The sequence below is a fragment of the Bacillus pseudomycoides DSM 12442 genome (assembly GCF_000161455.1).
Lineage (GTDB): Bacteria > Bacillota > Bacilli > Bacillales > Bacillaceae_G > Bacillus_A > Bacillus_A pseudomycoides.
Genome location: NZ_CM000745.1, coordinates 2,344,559 through 2,365,701, shown reverse-complemented (window position 1 = coordinate 2,365,701; position 21,143 = coordinate 2,344,559). Strand labels below are relative to the sequence as shown.

Sequence of the window (21,143 nt, the reverse complement as noted above, 5' to 3'; positions counted from 1 at the left end):
AATGAATTATATAACTTCTTGAGGCGGATTTTGATCATCCTGATTTAAACAAAAATGACTCCAAAGTTCATTCATTTTACGTCTACCAGCGGTAACCATTGGGTTAAATTGAATTGCAGCTTGTTCGCGGACAGCCTGGACATTCTGGATAGCTTGCTGTAATTGTTGTCCGACTGAGTTTAATTCTGTACAAGCATGCTTAACAATTGAAAGACCGGCAACAGTTCCTTGCGCCATAGCAATTTTCCCACTTTCAATTCCAGTAATATTTCCAGCTACAAATAATCCGTGAAGAGGGGTTTCCATTGTCTCTGAATGGAATGGGACATGTCCACCCAGTTCAGGAATGTAATGGAATGGGCATCCTGCTACGGCAGCGAGCTCTGCAAGTGGATATAATCCTCCTGCGATACAAACAAAGTCTGCTTCATATATTTCTTCTGATCCTTTTATAATATTTCCTTTCGAATCAATGTTAGCAACACGAACACCCTCTACTTTATCCGTTCCGATAATTTCAATTGCAGCTTTGCGAAGGTGGAGTGGTGTACCATTTATTTTTATACCGTTATTCGGATAAAAGGTTAAACCAGCTTTTCGAATCCAGTCATGTTTCATAAAGCGACTTCCGATGCGTAGTAAAGCTGATGGGGCAAGGTGGGCAGCGTTTAATAGTGACTTTAAAACTTCCTCTGGTTCACCAGCTTTTTGGCTAAGGTCACCCTTTTCAGGGAGTACGATATGATCAACAGTAATACCAGCTAGTTGTAATTCATTTAAAATTGCAAATGATAAAATATTGGCTCCGATAATAATTCCTTTTTTCCCAACTTGGACTCTATGAACATTTGTCATAACTTGAGCAGCGCCAATTGACATGACTCCTGGAAGAGTCCAGCCAGGAAGTGGGATAGAGTATTCAGCAGCCCCGGTAGCAAGTAGTACAAAGTCTGCTTCAATTGTACCTATGCTTGTATGTACATACCAAATGTTTTCGTCTTTTTCTAAATTGTATACTGACACACCGCATCGAATATCTACTGAGAGTGCTTTTGCATCTTGATGAAGGCGTTCGGATTCTTTTATTCCGTTCCACCATTCTCCAGTTGGTTCTTGATGTAATTGTCCTAACAATCGTCCGCCAGGCTTCATAAATTCATCAATAACAAGTACGTTAAGTCCAGAACTAGCACAAGCAATTGCACCAGCTAATCCTGCTGGTCCCGCGCCAATTACAATTACATCCATCATCGCTTTTCCACCATCTTTCTAATAATATTTGGATGCTGTTTCCCACTTTCAACAATCATTTCGTTTTCTACAACAGTTAAGCACGCTCGGACGTTCATTTGATTATTAACTGTTACGCGGCATTCAGAACAATGTCCAATGTTACAGTAAATTCCTCTAGGTGTACCACTATCTTCGTGAACGCGTAACGTTCTAATTCCATTTGCAAGAAGGGCAGCAGCAATCGTTTCATTTTCATATGCTTCGTATTCTTTATCGTTAAATTGAAATGAAATACGTTTTCTATCGTCTAAGTTTCCTAAAATAGGATGATGTAAAATTCTATTCATTGCTTTTCACCTACCGCTCCAAAAGTTACTGCGCGTATTGGTGGTTGATATTTTAATGGAATCTCATGAGGTGATGTTCCAGGATTTGCAATTTCTATCATTCGATCTATTGTCGTTCTACATGTACGCCCCCCGCAAAAGCCCATCCCAGCACGTGTTCTTAGTTTTAGCTCCCGAGCCGAGCAATTATATGCAGTAATTGTCGATTGAAGTTGTCCGTATGTAACTTCTTCACAACGACAAATAATTAAATTCTCTTTATTAGACATGTATATTCCTCCTCTAGTTCGGTTTACAAAAATTATAATGCAAAAGGTATGCCAATATAGAGGAGGGGAGGTTTTATTGTAACCCGAGTCTTTTTAAGCGGTTGTATAAAGTAGCTCTTGTTACACCAAGTTGTTTCGCACATTCTAATTTATTACCATTTAAAATTCGTAAAGCTCTTTTGATCACTTTTTTCTCGTGTTGATCCATCTCTTCTTGTAAGGAAAAAATCGTGTTGTTGTTACTGACTAATGAATAATGAGATGCTATTTCCTCTGGAGTACTGTTTGTATGAAAGGGTAAATATTCTTGCTTTATAATGCCGTCCGTTGCAAATACGACGAGTCTTTCTATAACGTTGCGCAGCTCGCGAATATTCCCCCGCCAATCGTAATGAAGGAGTTCGTGCATAATTTCTGGGGGGAAATCATGAATTGGCCTTTTGTAATTTATTGAAAAGTCGTTTAAAAAAGAATAGGTTAATTCTATAATGTCTTCTCGTCTTTCACGTAATGGTGGAATGTGTAAGCTAACTACATTTAAGCGATAATATAAATCTTCACGAAATGTTCCTTTTTTCATCTCTTCTTGTAAATTGCGATTTGTAGCTGCAATAACACGAAAATCAATATTAATTTCTTTTTCTCCACCGACACGATAATATTTTCGTTCTTGCAGTACACGCAAAAGCTTAACTTGCATATCGAGTGGCATTTCGCCTATTTCATCGAGAAATAAAGTGCCACCTTGTGCAAGTTCTATTTTGCCTTTCTTTCCTTTACTATTCGCTCCAGAAAAAGCTCCGCGCTCATAGCCGAATAATTCACTTTCAAATAATGCTTCTGGAATTGCACCACAGTTAATCGAAATGAAAGGGGCATTTTCTTTCTCACTTGCTTCATGAATCGCTTTCGCAAATACTTCTTTTCCGACACCGCTTTCTCCTAGTATTAAAACGGTCGATTTAACAGAGCAAACTTTCCTAGCCAATTGGATCGTTCTCTGTATGACAGCACTCTTTCCTTTCATGGAATGAAAGGGATCGGATGTGTCTTTATATTTTGCTACTTCTTGTTCTAAGCGGTGCACTTCATGTGACATATTAAATAACTTTTCATTTAGTACAACCTGACTTGTAACATCCGTTTCAGAAACGACTGCACCGATAATTTTGTTGTCGCAATAAACAGGATTTGAATTAATTAATACAAATAGATCGGAGCGAGGTTGATGATACTGAGCTACTATACGTTTTCCTTTATGTAATGATTGTAAAATTTCTAGATCTTTATAATCAAAAAAATGAGTAATAGGTTGTCCGATAATGTCTCCATGTTTTACTGAAAATATTTTTTCGGCTCCATCTGTCCATGTACGAACACGTTCATTATCGTCGATAACAGTAACTGAAGAATCTGTCGTTTGAAGAACGGTATTGTAAAATGCCTGTAATTGATTGTAAGAATTATAGAGAAAAGGGACCATTTGGGTAACAGTTATACAGTGTGTTGGATCTTGTGTTTTATTGAGAATAACGACTGCAAAATGATTAGAAAATGCTTTGATTAAATTAGAGAAGGAGTCTTCTTCATATAAAGTTGCACAAAGTAATTCTTTCGTATGTGCAGTAAGGTAATAAAATTCGCCATTTTTTTGTTTGATGTGACTTATGTCGAATGTATGATTTGTTGAAAAATATTTTATAAGTTCTTTTATTGATGGGAATGAAAATGCCATATTATCCTCCTGTAGTGTGAAAAATTTTAGACACTGATAAAAAAATAATACACTTATTTCTGTTAAATTCAAAATATTTTTACATCTATTTTTCTCACATATGAAAATAAATATATTTTGAGTTGGCATACCAATTGCATAAATAGAGGATGAGAGATTTGAAAGAAAGGAGGGGGCTGCATGAGACACTGTGACGTTTTAATACTAGGCGGTGGAATTATTGGCTGTTCTATTGCTTATTACACTTCAAAATATGGAAGAGACGTAACAATCATTGACAAGGGGGAATTTGTCAGTGGCACGTCTTCACGGTGTGACGGCAACATTTTAGCCATTGATAAAGACCCAGGCTTTGATAGTCAGATGTCGCTAGTAAGTCAAAAATTAGTAACGGAATTAAGTGAAGAATTGGAACATTCGTTTGAATACCGAGCGCCAGGAAGTATTCTTGTCTGTGAGTCAGAGGAGGAAATGGAGGCAGCTCAAAAATGGGTGAATCGTCAAAAAGAAGCTGGCTTACCGTTTCGGATGCTTGATAGACAAGACATAAGAGAAGAATCACCGTTTTTCGCTGATGATTTATTAGGTGGTTTAGAATGTGCAACAGATTCGACTGTAAATCCGTATCTCCTTGCTTTTTCACTTCTTGCAGAAGCGAAAAAATTGGGGGCAAAATCTTTTAAGCATACAGAAGTAAAAGAAATGAGGAGAGCCATAGATGGTTCCTTTATTGTAGAAACGACAAATGGAACGTTTACTGCAAAGCAAATTGTGAACGCAGCGGGAGTATGGGCCCCTAAAATTGGAGAAATGTTGGACCTATCTATACCGATTGAGCCAAGAAAAGGGCATATTATCGTAGCTTCAAGGCAACAACATGTAGGCTCTCGCAAAGTAATGGAATTTGGTTATTTAATTTCTAAGTTTGGTGGGAAACGGAAAGTCGATGCTTTGACTGAAAAATACGGTGTAGCTCTCGTGTTTGAACCAACAGAAAGTCAAAATTTTTTAATTGGTAGTAGTAGAGAATTTGTAGGATTTCATACGAGGATAAACAACGAAGTAATTAAGTGTATTGCGAATCGAGCGATTCGTTTTTATCCGAAAATGGCAGATATGATGGTTATTCGTTCTTACGCTGGCCTGCGTCCATGGACAGAAGATCATTTGCCGATCATTTCACGAGTAGAACATATTCCAAACTATTATATCGCTGCAGGACATGAAGGGGATGGAATTAGTCTCGCAGCAGTTACAGGGAAAGTTATTGAAGAGCTCTTAAACGAAAGAGAAACATCAATTCCGATTGAACCGCTTCGTTTGAATCGTTTTACAGAAAGGGTGTTAAACGGATGAGGTCACAAAGAGTCTTTACGACGATTGATACGCATACAGGTGGAAATCCTACGAGGACGTTAATTAGCGGACTTCCAAAGTTAATAGGAGAGAACATGGCAGAAAAAATGCTTCATATGAAGAAAGAGTATGACTGGATCCGTAAATTGTTAATGAATGAACCGCGCGGTCATGATGTGATGTCTGGGGCGTTATTAACAGATCCGTGTCATCCAGAAGCGGATATAGGTGTCATCTACATAGAGACAGGTGGATATTTACCGATGTGTGGTCACGATACGATCGGTGTATGTACGGCTTTAGTTGAATCAGGTTTAATACCTGTATATGAGCCGATAACTTCTTTGAAATTGGATACACCAGCTGGTCTTGTTGAAGTGGATATTTCTGTTCAAGACGGTAAAGCAAAAGAAGTATCTTTTTGTAATATACCAGCTTTTTTACTAAAGAGTATTTCTGTCCATGTTGAAGGGATTGGAAATGTAGATGTTGATATCGCATATGGCGGAAACTTTTATGCCATTATCGATGGGGAAGCGCTTGGTCTAGAGTTAGTGCCAGAAAATGCTTCTACAATAATTGATAAAGCGATCCAAATAAGAAATACGATTAATGAAAAATTTGAAGTTATTCATCCGCAATATTCATTTATAAAAGGGGTAACACATATTGAATTTTACACAGATCCTACCCATGAAACGGCACATGTAAAAAATACCGTTGTTGTTCCACCGGGAGGAATTGATCGTTCTCCATGTGGTACGGGAACATCTGCGAAGCTAGCTGTATTATACGCTAATAAAAAAATTGCAATGCAAGAAGAATTTGTTCATGAAAGTATTGTTGGCTCGTTATTTAAAGGAAGTGTAATAGATACAACATATGTGGAGAACATTGAAGCTGTAGTAACAAAGATCACTGGTTCAGCTTGGCTAATGGGAATGCATAGATTTTTTTACAATGAAGAGGATCCACTGAAAGAAGGATTTTTGCTAATTCCGCCGATGGAACATGAAACGGAGGAAGTGAAATGAAGATTCAAAAAATGTATATGACAGTAGATGTACACGTAGCTGGTGAAGCGTTTCGTATAATTAAAGACGCACCGTGTAAATACTATCATAGTTTGGAACAACTAAATGAACAAATTTCTGGTGAATTAGCAGAGGAAATGCAGCTTTTATTAAATGAACCACGTGGGTTCATAGGTTTAAACGGATGTGTTGTCGTTCCTTCTATTCATAGTGAAGTTGATGCAGCTGTATTATTTTTTAATCATAAAGGAGCAATTCCTCTTCATTACGGTGGGATTGTCGCGGTAGTAACTATGTTACTTGAAAGTGGACACTTAAAACAAAGCGATTCAAATCAATACAAAATTGAAACGCTATGCGGTGTGTTTTTAGTCCGTGCACATGTAGAAAAGGATGAAGTCGTTTCTGTATCGCTAGAAAGTAAAGTGTGTTACTCAATCGAAGAGAATCTACCACTACATAGTCCTATTGGAAATATACACTACTCTCTCATACAAGCTGATCAAGTATATGCAGTGTTTCAGAAAGAGGAATGTTCTCCGGAAATTTGTATTGAAAACATTTTTGAATTAAAGAACTGGGGGAAAGCTATACTTGAGTCCATGCCAAAGCAGCCACTTATAAAAAGAGTCGTTTTAGTAGATTCTTCCCACATAAAAGAGAATCGTATAAAAACAATTACGTTTCAGGATGACGACTATATTGTGCGTTCGCCTGGATTCGCATCAACAAGTGTTTCGTATATAAGTAGCCTTTCTATAGGTGATGTACGTACGGAAGAACCTTTTATTAATGAGAGTATTTTTAATAGTTTTGTGAAGGTGCAAAAAGTGAATAAGAAAGAGAAAGGATATACATTTACTTTCACAAGCAGAGGGTTTATTACAGGTATGCAAACATTTGTATTAGACCCTACTGATCCATTTCCAGTAGGATTTTTATTAAAATAACGGTTAATACAGTATGTGGAAAAAGTAAATGAAATGTAAGGGAGAGAATATGATGAAAAGTATAAAAGGAGCATTTCCAGTATTAATTACTCCGATGGATGAATTTCAAGAGATTGATTGGAACGGAGTGAAACAGAACGTAAACTATTTTATTGAGCAGAAGGTTGCCGGCATCATTATTAATGGAAGTACGGGAGAATTTGTTAGTTTATCAAAAAAAGAACGATTTAAGATGGTGGAAACGGTATTAAAAGAAGTTGATGGACGCATTCCTGTAATTGTTGGAACTGCTGCAGAGACGACGAAAGAAACGATTGAATATACGAAGCATGCAGAAGCTCATGGCGCAGATTGTGCATTAATTATTAACTCTTATTATTGTAAACCGAAAGAAGAAGAAATCTACTTTCATTTTAAAGAAATCTCAAATGCTGTAAATATACCAATTATGTTATACAATAACCCGTTTACCTCTGGTGTTGACATGAGTATAGAGCTTATGCTTCGAATAGGAAAAGAATGTGAAAATGTTACACATATTAAAGAATCTAGCGGAGATATTCGTAAAGTGAGAGATTTAGTAAGACAAGGAGAGAGTGCTTTTCAAGTCTTTTGCGGATCCGAAGATTTAGTTATGGAATCATATTTAGTTGGTGCTACTGGATGGGTCTCTGTGGCGGGTAATATCGTTCCGGGACTTGTTACAAAAATGTATGAGCATTTTCAAAATGGAGAGTTCGAAAATGCATGGGAGATTAATGATACAATTTTGCCTCTTTGTGAATTCCTAGAAGGGTCAGGGAAATACGTACAAATTGTTAAACGTGCAATGGAGTTACACGGACAAACTGGAGGTCCATCTCGTTATCCAAGATTAGGATTGACACAGGAAGAAGATCAAAAACTTCAACAGATTTTATTACAAATAACGGCTAATTCAGCTGTTTAAACTAAGGAGGAGGGGAAAATATGTTAACGACAAACATGGAGCTAAAATCAAAAGTAAAAGCGTTTTTAAATGAAGAAATCAAATTGTTTATTAATGGTGAATTTGTTCCTTCTATTAGTGGAAAGACGTTTAAAACATATAATCCGGCTACAGAGGATGTTCTTGCGGTAGTGAGTGAGGCGCAAGTGGAAGATATTGATGTAGCGACGAAAGCTGCAAGAGAAGCTTTTGAAACGGGCCCTTGGTCTGAAATGACTACTGCAGAAAGAGCACATCTTATATATAAATTAGCTGATTTAATTGAAGAACATAAAGAAGAATTAGCGCAGCTAGAAGCTTTAGATAATGGGAAACCGTATCAAATTGCGCTTGAAGATGATATTCCAGCGACAGTAGAAAATTACCGGTATTATGCTGGTTGGACTACAAAAATTGTAGGACAAACAATTCCTATTTCAAAAGATTATTTAAATTATACACGTCATGAACCGATTGGGGTTGTTGGTCAAATTATTCCTTGGAATTATCCGTTAGTTATGTCCGCTTGGAAAATGGGTGCTGCTCTTGCGACAGGATGTACGATTGTATTAAAACCAGCAGAGCAAACACCGTTATCTTTACTATATGCTGCAAAGCTTTTTAAAGAGGCGGGATTTCCAAACGGTGTTGTAAATTTTGTTCCAGGTTTCGGACAAGAAGCAGGAGCAGCAATCGTAAACCATCATGATATTAATAAAGTAGCTTTCACAGGTTCGACAGTTACAGGGAAATATATTATGCGTCAATCTGCTGAAACAATTAAACATGTAACGTTAGAACTTGGAGGTAAGTCACCAAATATTATTTTAGAAGATGCCGATTTATCTGAAGCTATTAATGGTGCCTTCCAAGGCATTATGTATAATCATGGTCAAAACTGTAGCGCAGGATCTCGTGTGTTCGTTCATCGGAAACATTATGAAAGAGTAGTAGATGAACTTGTAGAAATGGCGAATAAAGTTAAGCTTGGTGCTGGGATGGAAAAGGATACAGAAATGGGCCCGCTCGTATCTAAAAAACAACAAGAGCGTGTGCTAAAGTATATTGAACAAGGAATGGCTGAAGGAGCAACAGTTGTAGCTGGGGGAGAACGGGCATTTGAAAAAGGTTATTTTGTGCAGCCCACAGTTTTTACAAATGTTACAGATGATATGACAATCGCAAAGGAAGAAATATTTGGACCAGTCGTTGTAGTTATGCCATTTGATTCGACTGAGGAAGTAATTGAAAGAGCGAATAGCTCTTCTTACGGATTAGCAGCAGGTGTATGGACACAAAATATTAAAACTGGACATCAAGTCGCAAATAAATTAAAGGCAGGGACCGTTTGGATTAATGATTATAATTTAGAAAATGCAGCGGCACCATTTGGCGGATATAAACAATCCGGAATTGGGCGCGAATTAGGATCGTATGCACTTGATAACTACACGGAAGTAAAGAGTGTTTGGGTTAATATAAAATAATGATCAAATAGGAAGAGTGAACGGACAACTTGAATGAACGGTGAGGTTGTCCGTTTTATTTTTTAAGCACGCAATAAATAACTCTTTTTCACACAATTATGAGGGGGATTGGGATGGAAAAGTTAGTAGAGTGGTTAGTAGGACAAGTATGGAGTATAGGATTAGTTATTTTTGCGTTAGGAGCAGGCGTGTATTTCACAATTGCTACTCGTTTTTTACAAATTCGGTATTTTAAAGAGATGATCAAACTATTATTTGAAGGAAAGAGCTCAGAGACCGGGATATCTTCATTTCAAGCATTTTGTTTAGCGTTATCGGGCCGGGTCGGAATTGGAAATATTGCTGGTGTAGCGACAGCTATTGCTTTTGGTGGTCCAGGAGCTGTGTTTTGGATGTGGGTGATGGCTCTATTAGGAGCAGCTAGTGCATTCGTTGAGTCAACGCTTGCTCAAGTGTATAAAAGTAAGGTAGGAAATGAATATCGAGGTGGTACACCATATTTTATTGAAAAAGGCTTAAAAATAAAATGGTTTGCCGTCATTGTAGCGGTTGTCGTGACGATTTCATATGGCGTTTTATTGCCAGGGATTCAATCAAGTAGCATTGCGGTTGGATTTGAAAATTCTTCTGGTATTAGTAAATATATGACTGGTGTATTTTTAGTTGTATTGCTGGCAGCGATTATTTTTGGCGGAGTAAAGAGAATTGCTGCTGTTTCTCAAACTCTAGTACCGTTTATGGCAATTGGTTATGTAATTGTTACATGTATCGTTTTAATTGCTAATATAACGGAAATCCCTAATATGTTCACACTTATTTTCTCAAGTGCATTTGGAATCGATGAAATGTTTGGCGGAATTGTTGGGGCAGCCATTGCATGGGGAGTGAAACGAGCTGTATTTTCAAATGTTGCTGGTGTTGGAGAAGCAACGTATAGCTCTGCAGCTGCTGAAGTATCACATCCTGCTAAACAAGGGTTAGTACAAGCATTTTCGGTTTACATCGATACAATTGTTGTATGTACAGCAACAGCTCTTATGGTTTTAATAACAGGGATGTACAATGTCATACCTGAAGGAAAGAGCGCCATTGTGAAAAATATGGGGAATGTTGAAGCAGGGCCAATTTATACACAACAAGCAGTTGAAACTGTTATGACAGGTTTTGGTCCATTATTTATTTCAATCGCAATCTTTTTCTTTGCATTCACAACTCTACTAGCATATTACTATATTGCCGAAACTACACTTACTTACTTGGATCATAAATTGAAATTTAAATGGTTAAAAACGATTTTGAAATTCGGATTTTTAATTATGGTTTACGTCGGTAGTGTGGAATCAGCTTCACTTTTATGGAATCTTGGAGATTTAGGGATAGGCAGTATGGCATGGCTGAATCTTTTAGCGATTTTATTGTTAAGTAAGACGGCATTAAAAGTATTAAAAGATTATGAAACGCAGAAAAAAGAAGGAAAAGATCCAATATTTGACCCTAAAAAAGTAGGGCTTGAAGGTGTTGTATTTTGGGAAGAAAAGTGTAAAGAAGGTGAAAATGAAATTTCTAGAAGAAAAGTACCAGTAGATGATAGTGTGAAATTGTAGCGTTATATATTTTTAAGGTTAAAAAACTGAAAATTCTATCTTTTATGATAATATATCAACAACATGGTTTTATAAATGATGTATTACTTCATTTATAAAGAAGGCATTGGAAATTTTTTAAAACCAATTCCAGAAATCACAGAAACATATCATGCATTTACACAAGCTTGTTTCCAGGAAGGTGTATTAACAAAACGCGAAAAACAGCTCATTGCGTTAGGGATTAGTTACTAAAAAATTAATCACGACAGAAACGATTCCAAATAATAAAAAGGAATTCTTATTTAAAACAACTTCTTTAGGAAAAGAACTGTTTTACTTACATCAGGTGTTGCATGATGAAATTAATAGAGGAGTTATTCGATTTTTAAATAGATATAATCCAAATGAATTAAAGTTGGTTTCTCGTTTCCTAGAAGATACTTTAGAAGCATCGTGGGTAAGGGGCGAACTTAATAAAATAGAAGATAAAAATTTTGAGTAAAAGGAATTGTGCAGAAATTAATTTTAAAGGCCATTGTTTTAAATGGCCTTTTTGTTTTGATTAAAAAATGAGTTTTAAAGTTTTAACATACTAGGTCCTTTGAAAAATACGTTATGACAGTGATTGAATAAAAGAATGTAGCACATTGTTAAAATGGTCAGCTTCTTCTAGAAATGGACAATGACAGCTGTTTTCGAAAATAACGAGTTGAGAGTTATTAATATGTGCGTGTAAATGTTCGCCCGCAGCAACTGGAATTAATTTTTCTTCTCTACCGAAACAAAGTAAAGTTGGTTTTGTAATTGCATTTAATTCTTTCCGATAATCAACAACAGATTGATCGAATAAAATCGCGCTCGCAATAGATGCTGGAACCTTTGTTACCTCCTCAAGCATCCAAGTTGAATCTTCTGTAGAAAGGGGATTTTTAAACATGAGAGGGATAAAACCCTTTAGAAACTCAACTTGATTTGTTTGAACTTCACTCATGAAATGAATAAGTGTTGGGAAATCAAAGGCACCAATAGGGAAATCGGGCCATTTAAAATCTGATGCTAATTCATCAACAATAACAGAACCTTTAATATTTTGTTCTCCAAATTGCTTTATATATTCCCATACAACAAATGCTCCCATTGACCAACCGACTAAGATAACATCTTTTAAAGATAAACTTTCTATAAAAGCATGCACATCATGGGCATAGTTTGTAATTGTATGTCCAGTTTCAATATGGGGAGAGCGCCCGTGACTTCGTAAGTCAATTGAAATCGCACGATATTTTTCACTGAAATAAGGGATTTGTTTATGAAAAAAACGGCTGCTCATCCAGACGCCGTGAATAAAAAGAATGGGCGTACCTTCTCCGCGCTCTTCGTAGTATAAGTTCACACCATTTTCAAGCTTGATAATAGGCATAACGGAAAACCTCCTTTTAATAAATGGACTTTTTATGATTTTATTCTGCTTTTCATGTTTTTTTCCTCTTATATAGGAGAAGTAAGATGTTTTTTTGTGTAAAATAGGGCAGAACCTTTATTTTATTTATAAAAAATGTGTTTAAAATATTGTCATATTTGCTTCTTTAAGATATCCTTTTCATGAAGAGGTGGAAATCATGGAAAAAGTACTAGTTTTCGGGCATAAAAACCCAGACACAGATGCAATTTGTTCTGCAATTGCTTATGCAGAGCTGAAAAAAGAATTAGGAATGAATGCTGAGCCTGTACGTTTAGGTGAAATCAGCGGTGAAACTCAATTTGCGTTAGATCATTTTAAAGTAGAAGGACCGCGTTTTGTTGAAACAGTAGCAAACGAAGTGGACAACGTGATTTTAGTTGACCATAACGAACGTCAACAAAGTGCTAACGATATCGAATCTGTTCGTGTGTTAGAAGTTATCGATCATCACCGTATTGCTAACTTTGAGACAAGCGATCCTTTATACTACCGTTGCGAGCCAGTTGGTTGTACAGCTACAATCTTAAACAAAATGTACAAAGAAAACGGCGTTGCAATTCGTAAAGAAGTTGCAGGTTTAATGTTATCTGCAATTATCTCAGATTCTTTACTATTTAAATCTCCAACTTGCACAGAACAAGACGTAGCTGCAGCTCGTGAATTAGCGGAAATCGCTGGTGTTGACGCGGAAAGCTACGGCTTAGAAATGTTAAAAGCTGGTGCAGATTTAAGCGGTAAAACAATGGAGCAATTAATCTCTCTTGACGCAAAAGAATTCCAAATGGGCGATGCAAAAGTTGAAATCGCACAAGTAAACGCTGTTGATACAAACGACGTTCTTGTACACCAAGCGGAATTAGAAAAAGTAATCTCTGCAGTAGTAGAAGAAAAAGGTTTAGACCTATTCTTATTCGTTGTGACTGATATCTTAACTAACGATTCTGTTGGTCTTGCTATCGGTAAAGCGACACAAGTTGTTGAAAAAGCATACAATGTAACATTAGAAAACAATACAGCAACTTTAAAAGGTGTTGTATCTCGTAAAAAACAAATCGTTCCTGTATTAACAGAAACGTTCCAAACTCTATAAGAGAAGTTTTGGATGAAAAGGAAAGGACAAACAGATATATAGTCTGCTTGTCCTTTTTTGTTTTTAGGAAGCATAAAATTTCGGATATTAAGGTCTGTTATTTTAATGTTTCATTTAGGGAAAATGGAACTTGGGTAGGAAGAAAAGAAAAACCTGATATTTTTATCTGTGAATTAAAAATGCTATGATTTCATTAGTAATTACTATGTCTTAAAAGTAATAATGAAAAAATAAAACAAATTATATATAGGATCGAAAGAGAAAAGAGGGAAAAAGGGAATAATGAAAAGGCTATGCATCATTCCATGTGGAAAAAAGAAAATCTGGGATCAGTATCCTGATAAGGGACCAACAGAAGCAAAGGATGTATACATTAGTCCATTCGGAAAAGCATGCCAAGCATATGCTTCGCAATTTTTTTCACACTGGGTTATTTTATCAGCTAAACATGGATTTTTACTGTCAACTGATATAGTAGAAAAAAACTATGATCTTGCTTTTAATTCGAAAAGTAATGAGATTATTAGTATGGAACAACTAAAAAGACAAATGATTGAAAAGAAATTATTAGACTTTAATGAAATTGTCCTGCTTGCAGGCAAGAAGCATAAAAAAGTAGTGACAAAGTTATATCCGGAAGAAATGATTTCCTATCCGTTAGAAGGCTGTAAAGGAATTGGATATATGCTGCAGAGGTTGAAGTGGGCGGTTGAAAATCATAACGAGATTCAGTAAAAGTTAAAAGAACTCGATTTATCCCGCATTAACGGGCAGTAAGCCCCCGCTGATTAAAGTTTCACTTTATATTGTACATAAGGGTGCTATGTATTGTTAGAAATATAGACTTATAAGGAAAAAAGCTAGATGAGGAGTTAATGGGCGATCCATTTTTTGTTGATGTAAAAGATGTTAATTTCCCAGTGCATACAGCTGAACATGGAATGGGTTAGTGGGAGAGGTAATTATGTTATGTAGATATTGTCAGTCTTTAGTACAACAACCAAAACAAAAGAATATAAGTGGAAAGCACCCAAATTGGGTGCTTCTATTTTTAAGAGAATTTCCATTTAGAACATACTAAACGTTATAGTTTATTACTTGCTTCATAAGGTTTCTTATCTCTTTAACTGGTGGTTTTTTATCGTATACATCAACATATGAAAAATAATAATTTGAATTTCTAACAAGACCTTTTCCAATTTTTGCACTTAGGAAAGGAAATACTTGTCCAGTGTAGTCTTCGAGAGATTTACAATAGTATTTTTCATCCAAATAAATACTATATTTACATGTTAGCTCTACTAGTGGGTTACCTTCAGAATCATATACATTTTTAGATTCAATAATGTCTATTAGTGCAAATCTATCATTAAGATAGACTTTTTTCTTCTTTTCAGGTTTATTAGAAAGAATAAAAGCGAGACCTAGTGCATTAATCAATACGTTTCCTCCTACAAATAAAAAAGATATTAATAAAATATATCGATATATGTTAAATGTAAAGTGGTAAGGCAAATGGTAAAAGATTACTGTAAATATTATTAAGGGATTTCTAGAAGATAAAAAATATTATAGAGTTGGATTTATGCAGAATTTTAAAGAAAATATTCTTGAGTAAATTATAGGGAATTTAGTTGAAGTAGATGTTATTAAAAGTGAATATAAAAGAAATGAATCCCTGCAAGGGAAGTTGCAGGGATTCATAAGGGTATTGTCGAGAATGTCGAACTCGACAAAGTAATCTTAGCATGAATTTCTTGGAAAGAAACCTGGTAAATGTGTCCAAATGAATGTCTAGTATGGGGGCTATAAGAAACCTTTCAGAAAAAGTCAAAGAGACCTACTTCCCGCAGCAGGTCCCTTTAACTAGATAATGTTGATGAGCAATAACCCATCTGGAGTACTTTTATCGTAACAAATGGAAAGGGTTTTGTGTATTGAGAAAAAATTTTAAGCAGACATTTACGGTAGCCATATATATGTCGAATTTTTACGCTTGTGTTCAATTCATAGAGTAATGAAGGAATAAAAAAGACCTGCAAGTAAGAAGCAGGTCGTAAGAAGGGGCTTTAATCCAACAGATTAATTAAACGTTATCAATTGTAATGAATGAAGTCCATAGGTTATATGTTGAGAAACTTTATATGAAAGATATTAACGTTTTGTATTCTTGAAAAAGAGATTGAAAAGAGCTGTGAAAATCTTCCTATACGAGAATAAAGGTCTATATTTATAAAGAGATTCATATTTCCAAGCATCACGATTAGAAACCTTGAGTTGTTTATTCGAAGAGCGAAAAACAATTAGATTATTGTTGCGTTTTATAAATAAACCTCCCTTAATTTGATGTGGATATATTATGGGAATGAATCTGTAATTTGTGTGAGAAATAGTTTAAATGAGAATCTTTTCTTTTCATTATCGTATTGAAATTTCCTTTTCATAAGTATTTGGTCTGTTTTTGAAGTACTGTAACCCATAGAAACCAACTAGTATTCCAATACTTATTAAAATCCAGATGGAAGAGAAAGAGAGAATGATAAGAAAACAGACAATCAAACTTAAAGAAAGAATTTTGTTAAAGAGACCTGGTAATAATTTATATGCTGCAAAGATTCCACAAATGGCATTACAGATAAAGAAAGCATTTGCAATGGCTACAATTTGTTCTACTGTAATGAAATCGTTATAAAGACAGATAAATACAATGGTATGTACGCCGATTAAGAAAAGTAAAGAATAGATTGATACATTCGATTTCGTACGATAGGAAAGTGTATATAATTTCTTTATATATTTTGCTTCGGAAGCGATAAGACGCGAGACCCCGCCAACAACTAATAAATATGTACTCATGCAAAGAACAGTAGTAATAAAAGCGATAAGAGGAACAGCAAACTCTCCAAATAAAGTAGCTAATATGGCTGTTATTCGTAAGTCTTCTTGATGTGAACTAGGAATTACAATCCATTGTGTGGCGCCTGCCACGACAAGACAAACAACCGTTACAGTAAGTGTGCTTATCGTAATTGCTTGTGGGATGGTTTTTTTTCGATTTTTGACATCCATACTGTAATTCCCAATAATCTCCCAACCTACTAAAGCCCAAAAGAGCAATAAAATACTATATCCAAAATCTCCAAAAGAAAAAGATGTTTGAACTAGCTGTTCCGATCGAAAATGAGGGATAGAACGAATTCCACCGCTCAATAAAAGAACGGTTGCAGCTGTTGAAAATACAAATGATATTTTTCCAATAGATGATATATCTAATAATAAAATCAATACACAAAGGCACATTAAAAGAAAACCAATTCCCTCTAATGGAACTTTAAAGTTTGAAAATAAAGCCGCTATATATTGACTGGCTGTCATAAGAACAGCTGTAGGTCCTAGACAACCTGCTATGATAAAGAAAATAGAAGTTAATTGCTTCATAGAAGGTCCAAAAGCTTGATCTACCGCATGTGCAACCCCAGATTCACTAGGAAAGAGAATACTTAACTTACCAAATAAGGAAGCGAATAGAAAACCAATTCCCATAATAAGTAGCCAAGCGATAATGGCATAATCTCCAGTTGTTTTGTAGATCAGTGGAGGAAGTAAAATAATCCCAGACCCTAAAATTGGACCAATAATTAAACCGCTGAGCAGTACTGGTCCTAATTTTTTCTTTCTCATATATGTATACATCTCCTTTTGAAAAATTGTGTTTCTTCTATTGTAATTCGAGTTTATCTATCAGTAAAATAGATATATATGAAGTTATTAATCGGAAATTGCGATGTTAGAATGGAGAGCTTGAGATGGAGATTCGGCATTTAAAAACATTTAAAACAATTGTTGAGTTAGGAGGATATACACGGGCAGCCGACTATTTAGGATATGCACAATCTACTGTAACAGGGCATATTCAAGCAATTGAACAAGAAATGGGACAGCCTTTATTCAATCGATTAGGGAAAAAAATGGTGTTAACAGATGTAGGAAAGCATCTACTGCCTTATGCAAATGAAATGATTGCTTTGTCTGAGAAAGCAAAACAAATCCCAAGTGTGGATAATGAGATTACTGGAAAAATTGTAATTGGTGCCCCAGAATCATTAACAATTTACCGCTTGCCCTCTATTCTTCATGAATATAAAAAGAAGTATCCAAAAGTAAAAATTACATTAAAAGCTTCAACGTGTCGGGAATTGAGAAATGATTTAAAGAGTGGAAATATAGATATTGCTTTCCTCTTAGACACTGAGCGTCATGAAGAGGATTTAAATATTGAGCAACTTGTCATGGAGCAAATGGCATTTGTTTTTCCAAAAGATTACACTGTGACACAAACAGATTCGCAAGATGTCCAATTTTCTCAAGAGGAAACGTTTTTGTATACGGAACGTGGTTGCAGTTATCGAGCATTTTTTGAGCATTATTTACAAAGACAAGGCATTCAGCATGAAAGTACATTTGAATTTTGGAGCATTGAGGCGATAAAGCAATGTGTCATGTGCGGATTAGGAATTTCTTTATTACCAATTATTACGGTTGGGCAAGAGCAGAAAGACAAGAAACTACAAGCTGTTATTTTAAATGAAGCAAAGTTTGCAACACAACTTGTATATCATAAAAATAAATGGTTTTCTCCAGCTTTACATGAGTTTTTAATGATTATTCGTAAGCATGTGAAGGGATGGAGAGAAGTAGAGAGTACAGTAACTTTTAACTAATGATATAATATTAATAGATGAAAGACTAAGAAAAGCAGGTGAATCTTTTTTGTTTACAAAAGCACAAGAACTTTTAGCTTCCTATTTTGGCTACTCGTCATTCCGTAGAGGGCAGGATGAAACAATTAAAAATGTATTGGCTGGAAAAGATACAGTTTGTATTATGCCAACAGGCGGTGGCAAATCAATTTGTTATCAAATTCCAGCACTAGTATTTGAGGGGACGACATTAGTTATCTCACCTTTGATCTCACTTATGAAAGATCAAGTAGATACATTAGTACAAAACGGGATTTCAGCTACATATATTAATAGTTCTATTTCAATTACAGAAGCAAATCAACGAATCCAATTAGCGAAACAAGGTCATTATAAGTTGTTATATGTGGCGCCGGAGCGTCTTGATTCAATGGAATTTGTAGATCAATTAATTGATATGAAGATACCGATGATCGCAATTGACGAAGCCCATTGTATTTCGCAGTGGGGGCATGATTTTCGTCCAAGTTATTTACATATACATCGTATATTGGACTATCTTCCAGAAAAACCACTTGTACTTGCGTTAACTGCGACTGCAACACCACAAGTGCGTGAAGATATTTGTCGTACGCTAGAAATTGATCAAAAGAATACAATTATGACAACGTTTGAACGGGAAAATTTATCGTTCTCAGTAATCAAAGGACAGGACCGAAATGCATATTTAGCGGATTATATTCGTCAAAATAAAAAGGAATCTGGAATTATTTATGCAGCGACAAGAAAAGTTGTTGATCAGTTGTATGAAGATTTATATAAAGCAGGCGTTTCAGTTGCACGTTATCATGCTGGAATGAATGATCATGATCGAAATGAACAGCAAGAGCGATTTTTACGTGATGAAGTGAGTGTTATGGTAGCGACATCTGCATTTGGTATGGGGATAGATAAATCAAACATTCGTTATGTGATTCATTATCAACTCCCGAAAAATATGGAAAGTTATTATCAAGAAGCAGGACGTGCTGGTCGTGATGGATTAGATAGTGAATGTATTTTGTTATATTCTTCTCAGGATGTACAAGTGCAGCGTTTTTTAATTGATCAATCTACTGGGGAATCACGTTTCTCAAATGAACTTGAAAAACTGCAACATATGACAGATTACTGCCATACAGAACAATGTTTACAATCATTTATTTTAGAGTACTTTGGAGAAGAGCCAAAAGAAGATTGTGGACGCTGCGGGAATTGTACGGATGAACGTGAGAGCGTCGACGTTACGAGAGAATCACAAATGGTCTTATCGTGTATGATTCGAACAAACCAGCGATTTGGAAAGCAAATGATTGCACAAGTATTAACGGGATCAAAAAATAAAAAAGTAATTGAATTTAATTTTCATACATTACCAACTTACGGTCTTTTATCGAACCGTAGCGTAAAAGAAGTAAGTGAGTTTATTGAGTTTTTAATTTCAGAAGAATTAATTGCGGTGGAACACGGGACGTATCCAACCTTAAAAGTAACAGCCAAAGGGAAAGAAGTATTACTCGGAAATGAAAATGTGTTACGGAAAGAAAGAGTAGAAACAAGACAGATTGTAGGGGACCATCCACTGTTTGAGATATTACGTGAAGTGCGGAAAGAAATTGCACAAGGAGAAGGCGTACCACCGTTTGTTATTTTCTCTGATCAAACGTTAAAAGATATGTGTGCGAAAATGCCACAAAGTGAAACTGAGTTACTACAAGTAAAAGGGATTGGGGAGCATAAACTTGCGAAGTATGGTTCTCACTTCTTACAAGCAGTTATTCATTTTATGGAACAAAACCCAGATTACGCTGAAACGATGAAAACAGAAGTTGTTACGGAACGAAAAAAATCTGGAAAAGCATCAGCAAATTCTCACTTAGAAACGTATGAAATGTATAAACAGGGAACCGAGTTAATTACAATTGCCAAAGAACGAGACTTATCACGCCAAACTGTCGAAAACCACTTAATTCGTTGTTATGAAGAAGGTATGGAAGTAGATTGGCCAAGTTTCGTTCCAGCAGAATACGAATCTCTTATTGAATCAGCAGTACAACATGCCGAAGGCGGATTAAAATCTATTAAAGAACAACTTCCAGATGAAGTGAGTTACTTTATGATTCGTGCTTATTTACAAATAAGAAAATAGAGAAGTATTAAGGGGACAGGGAAATGCACTATGTTTTTGTTTATGGCACTTTAAGAAAACAACAAGCAAATGCCCATTATTTACATGGGGCAACATGTATAGCTGAAGAAGCATGGACTCATGGGAAACTATTTGATACAAATGAAGGTTATCCTGCAATGATTCTTTCGAGTGATAATAAGGTATATGGAGAAGTATATGAAGTAAGTGATGAGATTTTAAAAAAGTTAGATGAACTTGAAGAATATACAGGTAATCCAGAAAAAGATTTATATGATCGGATTACACAGACCATCTATTTTGGGGATAGAAGTATAGGGGCATATGTCTATATTGCACAAAATGACGGGATGTTACAGAGACTAATAATTACTGGTGATTGGGCGAGTTATCGAAATTGAATCGATAAGGGAAGTAAGGAATTATCCCGTATACATGCATCGTTGCAATTCTTTAGAAACCAATTCTAGTTCATCAGAAATCGATAAATTTATATCAAAAACGCCATTCTTTCTGTATATTTCTACAAAAAGAATAGCGTTTTTTCATTATGTGGATAGAAGTTTATCCCGCATTAACGGGCAGTAAGACCCCCACCTCAAAATTCAGCGAAAGCATTGTCCAGCTCTAGCGGCTAGAATCTCCGGTCGTTTCGCCCTCTCGGACGAGGCAAAAAGCGCCTCTCTGTCGGGGGCTCCAACGTCCTGCGATTCTGAGCGAGCCGCTTACGCTTTTCTAA

General features: G+C 35.8%; 18 protein-coding genes and 1 pseudogene. 12 read left to right on the top strand and 7 right to left on the bottom strand.

Going from position 1 to position 21,143, the window contains the following annotated elements:
- Positions 1-6 precede the first annotated feature (6 nt).
- The 4 genes from BPMYX0001_RS11750 to BPMYX0001_RS11735 all read right to left on the bottom strand — a co-directional run bounded on the left by BPMYX0001_RS11750 (position 7) and on the right by BPMYX0001_RS11735 (position 3,584).
- Positions 7-1,251, bottom strand: a complete 1,245-nt coding sequence (locus BPMYX0001_RS11750; protein WP_033798919.1) for an NAD(P)/FAD-dependent oxidoreductase — start codon at positions 1,249-1,251, stop codon at positions 7-9.
- Positions 1,248-1,580, bottom strand: coding sequence for a (2Fe-2S)-binding protein (locus BPMYX0001_RS11745; protein WP_018780641.1), 333 nt, complete (start codon positions 1,578-1,580; stop codon positions 1,248-1,250). Before BPMYX0001_RS11745 ends, BPMYX0001_RS11750 begins: the two co-directional genes overlap by 4 nt.
- Positions 1,577-1,849 (bottom strand): (2Fe-2S)-binding protein, encoded by a 273-nt coding sequence (locus tag BPMYX0001_RS11740; protein WP_018765669.1) that lies wholly within the window; start codon positions 1,847-1,849, stop codon positions 1,577-1,579. Before BPMYX0001_RS11740 ends, BPMYX0001_RS11745 begins: the two co-directional genes overlap by 4 nt.
- Before the next feature lie 73 nt (positions 1,850-1,922).
- Positions 1,923-3,584 carry a sigma-54 interaction domain-containing protein gene (locus BPMYX0001_RS11735; protein ID WP_006095059.1) on the bottom strand — a complete coding sequence of 554 codons (1,662 nt, stop codon included), beginning with the start codon at positions 3,582-3,584 and terminating at the stop codon, positions 1,923-1,925.
- 180 nt (positions 3,585-3,764) lie between these two features.
- Between BPMYX0001_RS11735 and BPMYX0001_RS11730 the strand changes: the two genes are divergently transcribed.
- From BPMYX0001_RS11730 to BPMYX0001_RS30730, 7 genes and pseudogenes are all read left to right on the top strand, one after another.
- Positions 3,765-4,940, top strand: coding sequence for an NAD(P)/FAD-dependent oxidoreductase (locus BPMYX0001_RS11730; protein ID WP_033798918.1), 1,176 nt, complete (start codon positions 3,765-3,767; stop codon positions 4,938-4,940).
- Positions 4,937-5,974 carry a proline racemase family protein gene (locus BPMYX0001_RS11725; protein ID WP_018780638.1) on the top strand — a complete coding sequence of 346 codons (1,038 nt, stop codon included), beginning with the start codon at positions 4,937-4,939 and terminating at the stop codon, positions 5,972-5,974. The genes BPMYX0001_RS11730 and BPMYX0001_RS11725 overlap by 4 nt, the downstream gene beginning before the upstream one ends.
- Positions 5,971-6,924 carry a proline racemase family protein gene (locus tag BPMYX0001_RS11720; RefSeq protein WP_033798917.1) on the top strand — a complete coding sequence of 318 codons (954 nt, stop codon included), beginning with the start codon at positions 5,971-5,973 and terminating at the stop codon, positions 6,922-6,924. The genes BPMYX0001_RS11725 and BPMYX0001_RS11720 overlap by 4 nt, the downstream gene beginning before the upstream one ends.
- 52 nt (positions 6,925-6,976) lie before the next feature.
- Entirely contained in the window at positions 6,977-7,873 is an 897-nt protein-coding gene (dapA, locus tag BPMYX0001_RS11715) for a 4-hydroxy-tetrahydrodipicolinate synthase (protein WP_033796206.1), read from the top strand.
- A gap of 20 nt (positions 7,874-7,893) precedes the next feature.
- On the top strand, positions 7,894-9,378 hold the full coding sequence (locus BPMYX0001_RS11710; protein ID WP_006095054.1) for an aldehyde dehydrogenase family protein: 1,485 nt from the start codon (positions 7,894-7,896) through the stop codon (positions 9,376-9,378).
- Between the two features lie 113 nt (positions 9,379-9,491).
- Positions 9,492-10,982, top strand: a complete 1,491-nt coding sequence (locus BPMYX0001_RS11705) for an alanine/glycine:cation symporter family protein (protein WP_018780634.1) — start codon at positions 9,492-9,494, stop codon at positions 10,980-10,982.
- A 44-nt stretch (positions 10,983-11,026) separates the two neighbouring features.
- A pseudogene (locus BPMYX0001_RS30730) lies at positions 11,027-11,210 on the top strand (carboxymuconolactone decarboxylase family protein); the annotation flags it as partial.
- 367 nt (positions 11,211-11,577) lie between these two features.
- On the opposite strand, the gene BPMYX0001_RS11700 reads toward BPMYX0001_RS30730, so the two are convergent.
- The gene (locus BPMYX0001_RS11700) at positions 11,578-12,384 is read right to left on the bottom strand and encodes an alpha/beta fold hydrolase (protein ID WP_006095051.1); all 807 of its coding nucleotides are present in this window, start codon (positions 12,382-12,384) and stop codon (positions 11,578-11,580) included.
- 199 nt (positions 12,385-12,583) lie between these two features.
- Between BPMYX0001_RS11700 and ppaC the strand changes: the two genes are divergently transcribed.
- Together ppaC and BPMYX0001_RS11690 are read left to right on the top strand one after the other, a co-directional pair.
- Positions 12,584-13,516, top strand: coding sequence for a manganese-dependent inorganic pyrophosphatase (ppaC, locus tag BPMYX0001_RS11695; protein WP_003198092.1), 933 nt, complete (start codon positions 12,584-12,586; stop codon positions 13,514-13,516).
- A 282-nt stretch (positions 13,517-13,798) separates the two neighbouring features.
- The gene (locus BPMYX0001_RS11690; RefSeq protein ID WP_006095049.1) at positions 13,799-14,251 is read left to right on the top strand and encodes a DUF6884 domain-containing protein; all 453 of its coding nucleotides are present in this window, start codon (positions 13,799-13,801) and stop codon (positions 14,249-14,251) included.
- Positions 14,252-14,593: 342 nt separating this feature from the next.
- Here BPMYX0001_RS11690 and BPMYX0001_RS11685 read toward each other — a convergent pair whose 3' ends face one another.
- On the bottom strand, positions 14,594-14,956 hold the full coding sequence (locus BPMYX0001_RS11685; protein WP_006095048.1) for a hypothetical protein: 363 nt from the start codon (positions 14,954-14,956) through the stop codon (positions 14,594-14,596).
- Positions 14,957-15,934: 978 nt separating this feature from the next.
- Positions 15,935-17,197, bottom strand: coding sequence for an APC family permease (locus tag BPMYX0001_RS11680; RefSeq protein ID WP_033796208.1), 1,263 nt, complete (start codon positions 17,195-17,197; stop codon positions 15,935-15,937).
- 125 nt (positions 17,198-17,322) lie between these two features.
- Here BPMYX0001_RS11680 and BPMYX0001_RS11675 point away from each other — a divergent pair, with 125 nt between their 5' ends.
- Genes BPMYX0001_RS11675 through BPMYX0001_RS11665 form a run of 3 tightly spaced genes read left to right on the top strand, consistent with a single transcriptional unit; the run spans position 17,323 to position 20,805 of the window.
- Complete coding sequence (locus BPMYX0001_RS11675) at positions 17,323-18,237, top strand: LysR family transcriptional regulator (protein WP_006095047.1); 915 nt, start codon at positions 17,323-17,325, stop codon at positions 18,235-18,237.
- A gap of 49 nt (positions 18,238-18,286) precedes the next feature.
- Positions 18,287-20,404 (top strand): DNA helicase RecQ, encoded by a 2,118-nt coding sequence (recQ, locus tag BPMYX0001_RS11670; RefSeq protein ID WP_006095046.1) that lies wholly within the window; start codon positions 18,287-18,289, stop codon positions 20,402-20,404.
- Positions 20,405-20,427: 23 nt separating this feature from the next.
- Positions 20,428-20,805, top strand: coding sequence for a gamma-glutamylcyclotransferase family protein (locus BPMYX0001_RS11665; protein ID WP_006095045.1), 378 nt, complete (start codon positions 20,428-20,430; stop codon positions 20,803-20,805).
- The last annotated feature ends 338 nt before the right edge of the window (positions 20,806-21,143 follow it).